This is a genomic window from Mycobacterium simulans, from assembly GCF_900232995.1.
Lineage (GTDB): Bacteria > Actinomycetota > Actinomycetes > Mycobacteriales > Mycobacteriaceae > Mycobacterium > Mycobacterium simulans.
This window is the reverse complement of the sequence record NZ_OCVX01000007.1, coordinates 528,573-543,053: the sequence shown is the minus strand read 5'-3', so window position 1 is coordinate 543,053 and position 14,481 is coordinate 528,573. Positions and strand designations below refer to the sequence as shown.

The 14,481-nt window shown below is 64.6% G+C and carries 11 protein-coding genes and 1 pseudogene; 2 read left to right on the top strand and 10 right to left on the bottom strand.

The features are described 5' to 3' along the window. Positions 1–53 precede the first annotated feature (53 nt). Positions 54–398, top strand: a pseudogene (locus tag MSIMFI_RS29840) (PE family protein); the annotation flags it as partial. 618 nt (positions 399–1,016) lie between these two features. Here the strand turns inward: MSIMFI_RS29840 and MSIMFI_RS24635 are convergent. Further along, positions 1,017–1,763, bottom strand: coding sequence for a hypothetical protein (locus MSIMFI_RS24635; RefSeq protein ID WP_191499875.1), 747 nt, complete (start codon positions 1,761–1,763; stop codon positions 1,017–1,019). 55 nt (positions 1,764–1,818) lie between these two features. Between MSIMFI_RS24635 and MSIMFI_RS24630 the strand changes: the two genes are divergently transcribed. Beyond that, positions 1,819–2,892: a methyl-accepting chemotaxis protein gene (locus tag MSIMFI_RS24630; RefSeq protein ID WP_191499874.1), complete on the top strand. Its 1,074-nt coding sequence runs from the start codon at positions 1,819–1,821 to the stop codon at positions 2,890–2,892. Between the two features lie 171 nt (positions 2,893–3,063). Here MSIMFI_RS24630 and MSIMFI_RS24625 read toward each other — a convergent pair whose 3' ends face one another. The 9 genes from MSIMFI_RS24625 to pheS all read right to left on the bottom strand — a co-directional run bounded on the left by MSIMFI_RS24625 (position 3,064) and on the right by pheS (position 14,365). Beyond that, the gene (locus tag MSIMFI_RS24625) at positions 3,064–3,444 is read right to left on the bottom strand and encodes a hypothetical protein (protein ID WP_191499546.1); all 381 of its coding nucleotides are present in this window, start codon (positions 3,442–3,444) and stop codon (positions 3,064–3,066) included. A gap of 860 nt (positions 3,445–4,304) precedes the next feature. Further along, positions 4,305–6,155 carry a PE family protein gene (locus tag MSIMFI_RS24620; protein WP_191499545.1) on the bottom strand — a complete coding sequence of 617 codons (1,851 nt, stop codon included), beginning with the start codon at positions 6,153–6,155 and terminating at the stop codon, positions 4,305–4,307. Between the two features lie 164 nt (positions 6,156–6,319). Then, positions 6,320–6,460 carry a hypothetical protein gene (locus tag MSIMFI_RS28570; RefSeq protein ID WP_224770419.1) on the bottom strand — a complete coding sequence of 47 codons (141 nt, stop codon included), beginning with the start codon at positions 6,458–6,460 and terminating at the stop codon, positions 6,320–6,322. Between the two features lie 33 nt (positions 6,461–6,493). Continuing rightward, positions 6,494–6,901, bottom strand: a complete 408-nt coding sequence (locus tag MSIMFI_RS28565; RefSeq protein WP_224770418.1) for a hypothetical protein — start codon at positions 6,899–6,901, stop codon at positions 6,494–6,496. Further along, a complete protein-coding gene (locus tag MSIMFI_RS28560; RefSeq protein ID WP_224770417.1) occupies positions 6,901–7,785 on the bottom strand; it encodes an ATP-binding protein in 885 nt (294 codons plus the stop codon). The genes MSIMFI_RS28565 and MSIMFI_RS28560 overlap by 1 nt, the downstream gene beginning before the upstream one ends. A gap of 19 nt (positions 7,786–7,804) precedes the next feature. Then, positions 7,805–8,872 carry an AfsR/SARP family transcriptional regulator gene (locus MSIMFI_RS28555; RefSeq protein ID WP_224770416.1) on the bottom strand — a complete coding sequence of 356 codons (1,068 nt, stop codon included), beginning with the start codon at positions 8,870–8,872 and terminating at the stop codon, positions 7,805–7,807. Positions 8,873–9,191: 319 nt separating this feature from the next. After that, positions 9,192–10,628 carry a PE family protein gene (locus MSIMFI_RS24610; RefSeq protein ID WP_191499544.1) on the bottom strand — a complete coding sequence of 479 codons (1,437 nt, stop codon included), beginning with the start codon at positions 10,626–10,628 and terminating at the stop codon, positions 9,192–9,194. Positions 10,629–10,844: 216 nt separating this feature from the next. Beyond that, positions 10,845–13,340, bottom strand: coding sequence for a phenylalanine--tRNA ligase subunit beta (pheT, locus tag MSIMFI_RS24605; RefSeq protein WP_191499543.1), 2,496 nt, complete (start codon positions 13,338–13,340; stop codon positions 10,845–10,847). After that, positions 13,340–14,365 (bottom strand): phenylalanine--tRNA ligase subunit alpha, encoded by a 1,026-nt coding sequence (pheS, locus tag MSIMFI_RS24600; protein WP_396820588.1) that lies wholly within the window; start codon positions 14,363–14,365, stop codon positions 13,340–13,342. The genes pheT and pheS overlap by 1 nt, the downstream gene beginning before the upstream one ends. Positions 14,366–14,481: the final 116 nt, after the last annotated feature.

Genomic DNA, 14,481 nt, shown 5'->3' with positions numbered 1-14,481 from the left:
TTTATTGAAAATGTCGGTTTAACCAGGCCCACAACGGGGCACCAATTGGGCACATGTTGCCTCGATGGTCGCGGGGTCGTCGGGTCACTGTCAGAGCTTGTTCATGTGGGTCCAACGGGGTGGTGGACATGTCTTTTGTGGTCGCGGTGCCGGAGTTCGTAGAGGAAGCAGCCCGGGATTTAGCAGGCATTCGGACGGCGTTGGCCGAGGTCACTGCATCAGCAGCAAGCGCTACTACCAGGTTGGCGCCTGCGGCCGCCGACGAGGTATCGGCCGCAATTGCGACGTTGTTCGGCACCTTCGGCGAGGACTACCAAGCCATGAGCGCTCGGGCGACCGCGTTTCACGACGAGTTCGTCAATCTGTTGAGCCGTGGCGCGTCCTCTTACGTCGCCGCCGAGGCAGCTAATGTCGCGTCGCTGCTCCGAGGTGGTTCCTTCGCGGCCGCCGCGCAAAATACCGTAGCCGCCGCTGCTGGGGTCAGCGGTGAACTCGGTGGCACGCTAACGTTTGGCTTCGATATTTCGCTTCTTCTCCGTGCTCTGAATGCCCTTCCGAGCCTCGCCGCTGGGCTGGCCCTACAAACCGGTGGAGCGCTCGCGTCGGGGTTCGGCGGTGGGCTGGCCCAGACTGGCCAGGCCATCATCAACGCTGGGTTGACCTTCGAGAACATCGGTGCCGCCATGTCGCAAACCGGCGCCGCGTTGACTGCCCAGGGCAATGCCGCCCTTTCGGCTCTCCTAAACGGTGCACTGGGCGCCAACCTCAGCGCGGCCCTCACGGCAAGCCTGAGTGCTCAGCTCCCCACGCTCGCTGAACTCGCCCAAACCGGCGGGATCCTGATAGGCAACTTCTCTGCTGCGCTGTCACAGCTCGCGACCACCGGTGGCGCCTTGGCGGCCAATTTTGGCGCCGGTTTGAACGGACTGATCACGGCCGGTGCAAACCTGGCCGGCAATTTCAGCGCCACGCTGCCGGCGCTGGCCGCGCAACTCAGCGGCGGCTTCGGCACTGGCCTAGCCAGCCTCAACGCTGCCCTCAACGCCGCCTTCACCGCCGCTTTGAGCGGTGCCCCAGCCTTCCAAGCCGGTTTGACCGCAGTGCTCAATGCCGGCCAAAGCTTCGCGGCGAGCTTCAGTGCGGCGCTGCCCGGCCTGGCCGCTCAACTCAATGCCGCACTCTCGGGGGCCTTCGGGGCCAGCCTGCCCGCCCTCAGCGCCGCCTTCAACGCCACCCTCAACGCCGTCCTGTCCGGCAGCCTGCCCGCCTTCCAAGCCAGCCTGAGCGGATTGAATGCGGCGTTCCAGGCCGCCCTCAACGCCGCTTTGAGCGGCGCCCCAGCCTTCCAAGCGGCGCTGACCGCACTGATCAACGCCAGCCAAAACTTCGCCGCCAGCTTCACCGCCGCCCTGCCCGGACTGGCCGCTCAACTCAATGCCGCACTCTCGGGGGCCTTCGGGGCCACCCTGCCCGCCCTCAGCGCCGCCTTCAACGCCACCCTCAACGCCGTCCTGTCGGGCAGCCTGCCCGCCTTCCAAGCCAGCCTGAGCGGATTGAATGCGGCGTTCCAGGCCGCCCTCAACGCCGCTTTGAGCGGCGCCCCAGCCTTCCAAGCGGCGCTGACCGCACTGATCAACGCCAGCCAAAACTTCGCCGCGAGCTTCAGCGCGGCGCTGCCCGGCCTGGGCCGCCCAACTCAATGCCGCGCTCTCGGGGGCCTTCGGGGCCACCCTGCCCGCCCTCAGCGCCGCCTTCAACGCCACCCTCAACGCCGTCCTGTCCGGCAGCCTGCCCGCCTTCCAAGCCAGCCTGACCGGATTGAACGCCGCCTTCCAGGCCGCCCTCAACGCCGCTTTGAGCGGCGCCCCAGCCTTCCAAGCGGCGCTGACCGCACTGATCAACGCCAGCCAAAACTTCGCCGCGAGCTTCAGCGCGGCGCTGCCCGGCCTGGCCGCTCAACTCAATGCCGCGCTCTCGGGCGCCTTCGGGGCCACCCTGCCCGCCCTCAGCGCCGCCTTCAACGCCACCCTCAACGCCATCCTGTCCGGCAGCCTGCCCGCCTTCCAAGCCAGCCTGACCGGATTGAACGCCGCCTTCCAGGCCGCCCTCAACGCCGCTTTGAGCGGCGCCCCAGCCTTCCAAGCGGCACTAACCGCACTGATCAACGCCAGCCAAAACTTCGCCGCCAGCTTCACCGCGGCGCTGCCCGGCCTGGCGGCTCAACTCAGCGGCAGTTTCAGCGCGAGCCTGGCCGGCCTCAACGCCGCCCTTAATGGCGCCTTCAGCGGCGGATTCGACGGCCTGTCCGCCGCCCTCAGTGCCATGTTTACCGGTGGGCTCTCAGGCCTCAGTGGCGCCGTGAACGCGGCCTTCAGCGGCCTCAACGCAGCCCTATCGGCAAGCCTCAGCGCCGAACTGGCCGCAGAGCTCAGTGCGGCATTGTCTGCGAGCCTGAGCAGCGGGCTTTCCGGGCTGGTGCAAACCGGCGGCGCGCTGGTAACCAGCTTGGGTGCAGGGTTGACGGGGCTGGTGCAGACCGGTGAGGCCCTAGCCGGCGGCCTCGGTGCGGGGCTGGCCAGCGTGGCGCAGACCGGCAACTCGCTGGCGAGGATTTGGTTGAATGCCAGCGCCCAAATAACCGCCGCAATTGAGGGCGCTACGGGTGCAAGCTTCGGTGTCGGGCTGGCCGGACTTGGACAAACCGGCGAGGCCCTGGTGGCGAGCGTTGAGGGTGCCGTCGCTGAGCTCAGCGAAACCGGCGTCGCGTTCTTAACGGCGGTAAACGTTGCGGGTGTAGAAATTGCTGCCGACGTTCGCGATATCCTGATCAACCTTCAGCTCGCTCTTGAAGCGGCCTTGAGGGCCAGCATCGGGTTCAACGCGGCCGCCTAGGCCGCCATAAGCCGCCGGAAACCGCATAAGCCGCCGGAAGATGTCAGAGGCTGTGGCGTAGGCGTCGCGTGTTTTTCGAGTAGATATGGATCCCGGCATCACATCCGCTGCAGAGCGGCACGCACCCGGATGACCGCCGTAGCCCGGTCCACGGCCGATGCGCGGTAGGCCTCAAAGACGGGTCTGCGCCCCGACGGTCCTGTAGGACGTCCAACTGCGCCGCGCGCAACGACGGAGGCTTGCCCGTTTCAGCAATGCGCAGTGCTGGAACACCGCGTCATCGTTGACGCCGAGGCGAGCCAACAACCTGGTGATGGAGCGCACGCTGAGCCACTGCTGCGCCCAGTCCGCGGCGCGATCCCAGTGGTCGAGCACCTCTCTCGTGTGCTCCGCTGCCTCACCGTGTTCCACCGCCAATTCGCACAGGCATACGTCCCAATCGAAGCGCTCCTGCTTCAACAAAACACACCGACGACGCGCATGACCGATATTCAGCAGCCGCCCATCAACGTGCACCTCGACGTCACCGAGCAAGCGAAACTGAACCGTCATCGGGTACAGCCTCGTGACAAAGGCACGCAGCAAACATGGGTTGTGCGAGCATGCATCGCACGCTGGCAGCCTTGGCTGCGATCACACCGCAGGTGTTGCCGCGCGTTGGACGAATGACATATTCAGCCTCGCCTCGACGCAAATAAGCATTCACTCAATTGCCATCAAGGCACGTTGACCAGAGCAATAGGGGTCGAGGTATTTTGTATCCAAGGTCAGACATGTGCAGATCTGCGGTTAAGTGTGCACGAATTCACCATCAAAGCATGTCCAGACATTGACTCAAGTATGGCCGCACAGTTGTGGCGTTCGACGCCAGCGCTGTGCCGCAGTGCCCCGACCCGCCATCCCGGTCGAGGTCGGGGCCGACTACCCCGCGCGTGCGATTACCTGCCGAGCCGTTGAGGCCCAGCACCGAAACTGTTGGAGTCGCCGTAATGCCATGCGTCATCCGAGAATCCAGTCGAAACGAAACTGCAGTGTCACCGGAAGCCGTTCGCGACGACCCCCGGCGCATCGAAGAGAGTCGGGAAAGTGGACGCATGTGTTTCGGCCATATCTCGTCGCGATGGTTGTGTCGGCTAGCGACTTGGCCACATCGGTGAGTTCCGCAACATTTGGACAGAAATAGAAGCCAGCAGGCAACAGATTTGTGAATTTGTAAGCTTGCTGAATCGCTGACAGCGAACGGTATGCATTTGAAATTCCGGGCTGCATGAGCCGAACACCTGCAAAATTACCGCGACAGCCGATCCGTCCGCCTCGGGTAGCCGCACTTCTGAGTGTTCAGTTCAGGCACGTATTCGTTGCGTCCGATCTAGCGGCGCAACAGCCAAACATTGAGCCAGGGTCAGCGGCGACTATGCGGCGGGTGTAATCGAATCGGCTAGGGCCCGGGGCACGGTGTTCACCAAAGCAGGAAGCAGCCCGCCAAATTGCGTTCCACCGAGGGTCAGGTTGATGGGGATATCGATTCCAAGGATCTCCAGCGGCACCGTCGCCGTTATGGGGTGCGGCGGGACAAGCAGCCCTTGGAAGGGCAGATGGACCACCACGGGTATGTTGATGTCCCCAAGCAGCGGCACGCTGAACGTTACCGGCAGCGCCATATCGACGATGGTTTCGCCATTGAGGAATCCGTTCAGCACGTAGGCCGGAGCATCCGCGAAACCGCCGAGCACCAGCAACGGGTTTCCGGTAGCAATGCCCGTTCCGATTACCGTTCCTGCGGTAGCCAGCCCGTCGAGTGCGGCGACCGGCGCACCCGCTACCCCAAAAAGAACCGATAGGGGCAACCCGAAGTTGGCGCCGAGCACCAAGGCGGGTGGATCTAGGGTTCCGGTGATCGTCGTCGAGATACTGGTATCCGTCAGGGTATTAAGCACGTTGGCAAAGTTATTCGTCATCTGTGCAGGGATGGAGCCAGGAGGCATGAGGGTGGCGGCACCCTGAAGGTTCTCGCCGGGGATGGCCAGTATCGGGAACAGATCGGCCACCGGCCCGAGCAACCTGACGTCGTTCAAGTTGCTGGTGTCGAATCCGGTGATGAAGACATTGAGCAAGGCCTTCGTCGCGTCATTAACCGCCAGGTTGTACTGGCCTGTCGCGATGTCCTGTTGGACCACCTGCCAATCGGCCGGGAAGCCGGCCAGTCCGGTCTGCAGGTCTCGGTTCGCCTCTGCGAGCGACCTGCCGATTGTCTGCCAGTCATTGGCCGTGTCGTTGGCAATCATCTGCGCGAACGCGGCCGGATTAACGTTCGCGAGGTCCTGTAGACGCTGTGGAATGTTCTCCGGTAAGTGCGCTATCTCGTTGGGCAGGTTCTGGACGAAAAGTGAGATCTCATTGCCTGCCTGCACCGCATAACCCTGTTGATTGGCGATGATCTGACGCAGGAATGGGAATGGGTCGGCAGCCCAATTACTGCCGAGTGCGGCCAAGTTGTTGTTGGTGTTCGAGATGAGCAGGTACCACGGGCTGACGGGTGCCGGAGCACCACCGGTGGGCGTTGGGAACAGCCCGGGTAGCAGGCCTGGAAGTAGCGGCCCCAGCACGGGCAGGCTGGGGAGGCTGCCGGTAAGCAGCGGGAGCGGGTTGGCCAGCAGGCTGGCCGCATTGCCGCCGATCAGAGCGGACAACGCGGTACCGAATTGCTGACCAAGGCTGCTGAAGAACGGGCCCAACGGACCACCCGAGACAAGCGAGGTGAGGACGCCATTGCCGCCGATGAGCGGACCCAGCAGTCCCCCAGTGCCCCCGAAGATGATCGGGTCCAGCAGCCCGCCGCTACCGCCGAGGATCTCGCCAATTCCGCCGCTGCCACCGCCGAGGATCGGCAAGCCAAGAAGGGGCTCGGCCGCGGCCGCAGCCGCGCCGCTCGACGCGGCGGCCAAGCCGCCAGCACTGAGCGCGTTGAGGAGATTCCGCTCAGCGTTGGCGATTTCGGTGCTGAGATAGGCGGCCGCACTACCGTTCAACAGCCGCACGAATTCGGCATGAAATGCCGCCGCCTGGGCGTTGATAGCTTGAAATTCTTGCCCATAAGCGCCGAAAAGCCTCGAGATGGCCGCTGATACCTCATCGGCTGCTGCCGCGGCCACCCCTGTCGTGGGAGCCGCCGCCGCAGCGGTTGCCGCGCCAAGTGCGGACCCAATTCCTTCCATTTCCCCAGCTGCCGCACTCACCAATTCCGGCGCGATAACAAACGACATTTTGGCCTCTCCTCGACTCAACCGGGCACCCTCAACCGTCGTCTCGACACGACAGCGGGTATTGCTGCGGTCTATACCCGCCGAGACCCACTATTCAAACTCCCAAATTGCACCATATTTCCGGCTGAATCCACCGGCGCAATTCCCTCGGTTCAATCTAGCTGTTACACCGCAAACATGGCGGTACGTTCGGCGAATTGCTGCAGTCCGGATCGCGCCCGAGCGACCGCGGCAGTGCCGTCGGCGGCGGATGCAACGTGGGCTTGGAACCGGTCTGCTCCCAGCCGGTCTTGCAGGATGCTCAATTGCGCGGCGTGCAGCGGTGACGGCTTGCCCGCTTACAGCAATGCGCAGTGCACGACTACCGCGTCGTCGTCGGCGCCGAGCCGAGCCAACAACCGGGTGACGTGACGCAGTGTGATCCACTGCTGGGCCCAGTCCCCACCCCGATCCCAGTGGTCAAGCCCCTCGATAAACAATCCCGCCGCAGCCACGGGATCACCATGCACAGCACGCGTCGCCGCTGCCTCCATCAACGCGATGCCGTACCACCAGAAATTCTGCACCTCGCCGGCCAGCCGGGCAGCCTCGTCGAACAGTTTCAAAGCACGCTCTGGTTCAGACTTCTTGAGCGAGTAGGCAAGCGTGAAGTAGGCCGTCGACTGTGTCGTAGGGTTGGCCGTGCTGTCGGCGACTTCCACCGCCTCCTCGGCGGCAGGTAACGCGGTATCAGGATTGCCCAGCACTACCTGACAGGTAGCCAGGACGCAGATCGTGTGCACCAGCCGGATCGGGTCGGCGTCGCTACGTGCACGGGCCACCTCCTTCTCCCAGTACGCCAGAAAGCCGCTCGCGTCACCCTCAAAAAGAGCCACGTCGGCCAGCACGTCTCCGGGATAGGCAACACGCAAGGTACCGCGGCCAGGAACGTGCCCGTGAGCAAGAGCAACCAGCCGACGCGTACGCCGAGCACCTCCGCGCCCGCGGCGACCATTCGCAACGCCAGGTCGGTGTCGTTGTCGGCCATCGCGTGCTCGAATGCCGTACGTAGGTTGTCGTAGTCGGGCAACATCCGCTCGACCCAGGCCCGCTCTTCGGCTGTGTGCAGGCCGATCCCAGCACGCTCGGCAAGCTCGGTGAAATAAACCGCGTGGCGCTTGGCCACTTGCTTGTCAATCCCTTGCTCTTTCAGACGGTCCCGACCGTAGGCGCGCAGCGTTACCAAGACCCCGTACCGGGTCCGGTCGGTGACGCTGCGCACGACCACCATCGACTTGTCGACCAGACCGACAAGCGACTCGAGCGTGTCCTCGAGCGCGTCAACGGCTTCGACCCCCCGGCCGTCGTCGGCCCCATACACACCGTGGACGGCATCCAAGTCGAACGAGCCGGCGAACACCGAAAGCCGCGCAAACAACGCCTGCTCGGATTCGGTGAGCATTCGATAAGACCACTCGATAGTCGCGGTCAGGCTCTGGTGCCGGGGAAGGCTACTTCGCATCCCGCCACGCAACATGCCCAGGCCGTCCAACCGCCGGACCATGTCCGACGTGCTCATCATCCGCATCCGCGCTGCGGCCAACTCCACACCCAGCGGCAAGCAGTCAACCCGCCGGCAAATCTCAGCCACCGCGCCCGTCGGCTGCTGGTCAAGGTTGAAGTCCGGCCTGCAGGCGCGCGCGGTCGGCAAACAACCGCGTGGCATCCTCCACCGACAACGGCGGCAGAACGACAATCCGCTCCCCCTCCACGCCCAGCGGTTGTCGACTGGTCGCCAGGACCGACACACCCGGGCAGTGCTGCACAATGCGCTCCAGCAAACCTGCGGTCGCGTCGAGGAGATGCTCGCAGTTGTCGACGACTAACAGAACCTGACGCGCCCGCAGATACTCGACTACCGATTCCTCGATGTCCATGTGTGACTGTTGGCGCAACCGCAAGGCCGTTGCGACGGTGTGCCCGATCGCGCCTCCGTGCTCCACCGGCGCCAGTTCGCAAATCGCTACTCCATCGCTGAATCGCTCTTCCTCGTGGCGCGCGACTTCGATAGCCAGCCGTGTCTTGCCGACGCCCCCAACCCCGGTCAACGTCACCAGCGGTCCCGCACGAAGCGCGTCGACGGCGCGCTTCACCTCTTGCTCATGGCCGACAAAGCTGGTTGCCCGCCGCGGCAGTCCCGAACGCGACCGATCGAAGTTAGGCCCCGGCGACACCACAGCACGGACCAGCGATTCAGCCCTGCTCTGCTGCCGGCGGTTCGCCTCATCGCCGGTGAGAATCTGCTGGCGCACCTTGCGTAATGAAGGTCCGGGTTCAACTCCGAGTTCGTCGACCAACCGCTTGCGCATCTGCCGGTAGGTCTCCAGCGCATCGGCCTGCCGCCCACCGCGGTATTGGGCCAACATCAACTGTCCGCCCAAGCGTTCGTCGAGCGGGCTGGCCGCATGCGCAGCGGTCAGCTCCACCAGCAACTCAGCATGCCGCCCGGCTTGCAACGCGGCGTCGTTGCGATCCAATGTGGCCGAACGCCACTCGGCAACAAGAGCGCCGCGCAAATCGTTTACCCACGGCGCGTCCAAGGACGCGAACGGCTCACCAGACCACAGAGCCAGCGAGCGATCGAACAATGCAGCCGCCCCAACGGGGTTGTCGGTAGCCCTCGCCGTAGCGACCAAGTTTCGGAACCGATGCAAATCGACCGAAGACGCATCCGTCATGAGCACATATCCCCCCGGCCCACGTGAAATCACCACGCCATCTACCGGTGCAATCGGTGCAATCAAACTCCTCAGCCGAGACAGATAACGGGTCAACGAACTTCGTGCGGAATATGGGGCGCGATCCGACCTGCCGCGCATGGCCAGCGTCGAGCCGGCGCCCGTCGACTCGAACTTCGACGTCGCCGAGCAACCGGAACTCGACGGTCATCCGCACTCCCCACAGAGGCGCACAGCAAACATTTGCGCGCAATTACATGGGCGGCAGTACGTAGCATTCGACGAGGGTTGTCAACCTTTAGCGACTTGGCACCAGAGGTTACGCAGCCGCGCCAACTGCCTCCGCTAGCTGTTCGGGCAGGAAGGTCAGCAGCGCGGGAACGATGCCGCCAAGGGGCGTGCCCGTGACGGTAGCGGTTGAACCAAGAAGTGGAATCGTTGCGGTGTAGGGCCCTGGCGGAACAAGAATTCCATCCAACGGCAAGTTGAGGGTGGTGGGAATCCCCAGCGCGTCAATTGTGAGGGGGAAGGTTGACTGGCCGTTGAGGAAGGCATCGGCGACGACGGCTGGAGCACCCAGGACTACAGTGGCGGCTTCGAGCGCGTTGCCGGTCTGCACGGCGTTGACGAACGTGATCGCGCTGGAGCCCAGCGCATTCAGCCCGTTGATTGGCCCGCCGAGCGCATCGATACCCAACGCGAGCGGCAAACCCACGGTGGCGTCGATGGCCACTCCAATGCCCGTCGGGGTTGTTGGGTCGAAGAAGATGCTGATCGTTGACGTGACACCGGCATCCGTGGCGGTCTGAACCAAGTTGGTGAAGTTCTGCGACACCATTGCCGAAATGGAGCCTGCGGGCAACATGTTGGTGAAGTTCTGCGCCATCTGTCCGGGGATGGAGAAGATGGGTAACAACTCTCCCAATGTCCCGGTGGGCGTGATGGCCAAGACTCCATCCGCCCCTGCCGTCACGTCGAATCCCGTTATGAACAGGTTTGTTACGCCAGCGCCAACAGCGTCCGCCGCGCCGGTGAAGTCACCCACCGAAAGGGCTTGCGACGCGGCTTGGAGGCTCGCCGGCAAAGCTTGCGCCCCGACGACAAAGTCCTGGCCGGCGCTCTGCAGTGCCGAGGAAATCGTTTGAGCGAAGCCGGCCTGGTTGGTCACCAGCTGCTGCACGACGGCAGCCGGATTGACAGCCTGTAGGCCCTGGAATGCAGCTTGGACGTCCGCCGGCAACTCGGCCAATGTCGCGGGCAAGTTGGTCACCGTGTTTTGCAACGAGGTGCCGATTAACTGGCCGTAGCCGATCTGGTTGTTGACGAGCTGTTGCAGGAAGGGCGCCGGGTTCGCGGCGACGGCACTTCCGAGGCTTTGCAGGTTGGTAGCGGTGTGCGACAAGAGCGTTTCGTATGGCGCCGCGACCGCCTGAATCGGTGCGGGCACGTTCACCGCGCTCAGCATGGCCTGTACGCCGGTGGCCTCGGCGTTGCCGTAGGCAGCGGCACCAGCGTTGAGCAAGTTGACGAACTCGTCATGAAACGCCGCAGCCTGGGCGCTAAGTGCTTGAAATTCCTGACCATGCGCACCGAACAATTGCGAGATCGCCATCGACACCTCATCGGCGGCCGCAGCAGCAACCCCAGTCGTGGGGCCTGCGGCGGTCGCAGCGGCCTCGTTCAGCGCCGAGCGAATACTGGCAAGTTCTTGGGCCGCCGCCTCGACGAGTTCCGGCACCGCGATCACATACGACATATTCATCTCCCTGATTCATCCCCAAAATGACCGATGGTCATCCACAGATGAATCTAAATCTCACGTCGCCCGCACAGCTCTACATGTGTCGAATTTTCAGGGAATTGCCAGTATTTCGTACGGTTTTCGACAGGTGATGCCAGAACCGGCGTTCGTCAGCGACACACGGATCGCGAATGTGAATGCATTTCTGCTGGTCGATGAGGGTGACGCGGATCAGGTGCGCAGCACGGCGCCGACCAGCTCGGCCGCGCGTTGCACCGCGGCGTCGCGGGCCGCGGTGGCGTCGTCTTCGGTAAGCGTGCGATCCGGCGCGCGAAACCGCAGGGCGAACGTCAGCGACTTGCGATGCTCGCCGATCTGCGGGCCGGCGAAGACATCGAACAGCTCAATGTGCTCGAGCAGGGCGCCGGCCCCTTCCCGAACGGCGTCCGCCACCGACTGAGCGGGAACATCCGCGGACACCACCAAGCTGACGTCCTGGAATACGGCCGGGAAGGGCGAGACCCTGGGCGCCGGCAATGCCTCGACGATCGGAATCGCGTCCAGGTTCAGCTCGATCGCGCAGGTCCCCTTCGGCAGGCCCGAGCGCTCAATCACCGCGGGATGTAGCTGCCCTGCGTGACCAACAACAATTTCACCGACGCGTACTTCCGCGCACCGGCCCGGGTGCCACGGCAGGTACTGGGCCGCCCGGAGGGCTAGGTCAACACCGCTGGCGCGCGCGATGATTCGCACGGCTTCGAAGGCGTCCCAGGCTTCCACTGGTCGCCCGGGACCCCACGGACCGCGCGGTTCGCGCAGGCCGGCAAGTACCACGGCGACATGTTGCGGTTGCCGAGGCAAAGACGCGTCCAGCATGGCGATCTCGGCTTCGGTCGGTCGGCGGTCCACCGGGATCAGCCCGACGCCACGAGTCTGCTCGGTGGGCTGTACCACCTGGGCGACGGCAAACAGCGCGGCGTCAACGAGACCTCGGGATACGTTGCGCGCCAACGCTTCCAGCAGAGCTGGCAACAGCGTGGTAGCGAGCTGCGGACGATCGGCCTCCAGCGGGTTCAGTACGTGCGTCGTGATACGTCGCGGGTCATCCGCCGAAAGCCCCCACACGTCGAACACACCGGCGGGCAGAAAAGGCGTCGGCAGAATCTCGACATAGCCGGACAGCGCCAGCGACTTACCGATCGCGCGGCGACGCTTTTGTACCGCCGTGAGCCCACGACCCGCGGGTGCCGCGGGAAGCACCGACGGAACCACCTCCAGGCCCTCCAATCGCAGCACCTCCTCGACAAGGTCGGCAGGCTGCAGCAGATCCGGGCGCCAGCTCGGCGGCGTCACGGTCAAGTTGTTGCCGTCTTGGGTTACCCGGGCACCGATTTGGGCCAGCCGGCGAGCGGTCGTGCCTTGCGGATAAGCCACTCCGGCAAGGCGATCCGGCAGATCGACGGCGATCCTGATCGGCGGCAACGACCAGTCATCACGCGGCGGTTCCCCGCGCCAATCGGTCAGGGTCGGGTCCACCGCTCCCCCGGCAATGTCGGCGAGCAATGCGGCGCACCGGTCCAGGGCGGCCACCGAAATGGCCGGGTCTACCGAGCGCTCGTAACGACGGGCCGCCTCGCTGGGCAGGTGTAGCCGCCGCTGGGTGCGCGACACCGCCGCGGCGTCCCATACCGCGGCCTCCAGCAGCACGTCGGTCGATTCGGAGCGCACCTCGGTGCTTGCCGCCCCCATCACGCCGCCAATCGCTGTGGTCGCGACGTCGTCAACGATGAGGACATCGGCCGGGTCCAGTCGGCGCTCGACGTCGTCAAGAGTGACGACGGTCTCGCCGGGCCGGGCAAAGCGCACGCCGAAGCCCCCGGTAATCCGATTGCGGTCGTGCGCGTGCATCGGGTGGCCAAGTTCGAGCATCACGTAGTTGGTCACGTCCACGGCCGGCGAGGTCGCGCGGATGCCGCAAAGTAGCAGCCGGCGCTGCAGCCACCAGGGCGATACGGCGGTCGGGTCAATCCCGGTGACCGGGCGCAACGCGAAGCGGCGCACCCCGGTTTCCGGCTGCACCGTCAGCGGCCATGCCTGCCGCTCGACCGGCAGCGCAGGCACCACGGTATTAGAGGCCGGGTCTACGAAGTCCAAGTCGTAAGCGCAGGCGATTTCACGCGCCAAGCCACGCACCGACATGCAGTAACCGCGGTCAGGGGTAATGGCCAGGTGAAAGACCACATCGTCGAGTTGCAGCACCCCGGCACCCGCGGTTCCGGGTTCGGCCGTTCCGGGTGGTAGCACCAGAATGCCGGAGTGGTCCGCGCCCAATCCGAGTTCGGCCGCCGAGCAGATCATGCCGTCGGAGTTGCGGCCATAGGTCTTGCGGGACGTGATGGTAAATCCGCCAGGCAATATGGTGCCGGGCAGCGCCACCATGACTAGCTCACGGGCAGCGAAATTAGTTGCACCGCACACGATCTCGTGCTGTTGGCCGTCGCCGATGTCTACCAGACAGGCTCGGATCGGCTTCTTGAGCCCGGCGAGCTCCTCGATCTCGAGCACCCGACCGACAGTCAGCGGGCCCTCGACCGGCCCCAGGGTGATTACCTCTTCGACCTCGTGGCCGATGCGCACCAGCGTCTGCTCAAGCTCGCCGGGGTCAACATCCCAACCGGGTGCGCCGACCGAAATGACCTCGCGCAGCCAGCTATACGGAACGCGCACTACGCCCCCACCCCGTACGGCAACGTGAATCGAATGTCTCCCTCGACCATGTCGCGCATGTCGGGAATGCCGTTGCGGAACTGCAAGGTTCGCTCCAGGCCCATCCCGAACGCGAAGCCGGAGTAGACCTCCGGGTCAATTCCGGCGGCACGCAACACGTTTGGATGCACCATTCCGCAGCCGCCCCATTCCACCCAGTCGGCGCCCCCCTTCTTGTTGGCGAACCAGACATCAACCTCCGCGGAGGGTTCGGTGAATGGGAAGAAATGCGGCCGAATCCGGGTGCGCGCCAACGGTCCGAACTCGGCGCGCGCGAACGCGTCCAGCGTTCCTCGTAGGTGCGCCATGGTGAGCCCGCGATCCACCGCCAGGCCTTCAATCTGATGGAAGACCGGCGTGTGGGTGGCATCAAGTTCGTCGGTGCGGAAGGTGCGGCCGATCGAGATGATGTAGACCGGCAATTCGCGCTGCAGCAGGGTGCGCACCTGCACCGGCGAGGTGTGGGTGCGCAGCAGCTGGCGGGAATCCTCGGGCGCAATGTAGAAAGTGTCCTGCTCGCTGCGGGCCGGGTGGTCGGCTGGGAAGTTCAGGGCATCGAAGTTGAACTGTTCGGTCTCGACCTCTGGGCCCTCGGCCAGTTCCCAGCCCATCGCGATGAAGGTGTCGGCGATGTGCTCGGCCAGGATTGTGATCGGATGCCGGGCCCCTGTCGGCTGCCGCGTCGATGGCAGCGTGACGTCGATTCCTTCGGCGACCAACACCGCCGCGTCACGCTCCGCGCGTAGCGTCGCCAACCGTTCGTCGTAGCTGCGCTGGGCGTCGCCGCGCGCGATGTTGACCCGCTTGCCGGCGTCGGCGCGCTCTGCCTTGGGCAGGGTGGCGAGCGCTTGGCGCGCCAGCGCCAGCGGCGAGCGGTCACCGAGGTGTTCGGTCTTGATACGCGCCAACGCGTCCAGATTGTCCGCCAGCGCGATGGCCTGCTGAGCGGCGTTGACCGCCTTCGCCAGTGCTTCCGGCGACAACATCGACACTATCGACTCGAGGGGGGGATCACCCACGCGGCGACTCTCTCCTTGCTGACGAGGCTGATCGGGCTGCCCGGTCCTCCCCCGCAGGGGAGGTACCGCACCTCGGTCCGTCC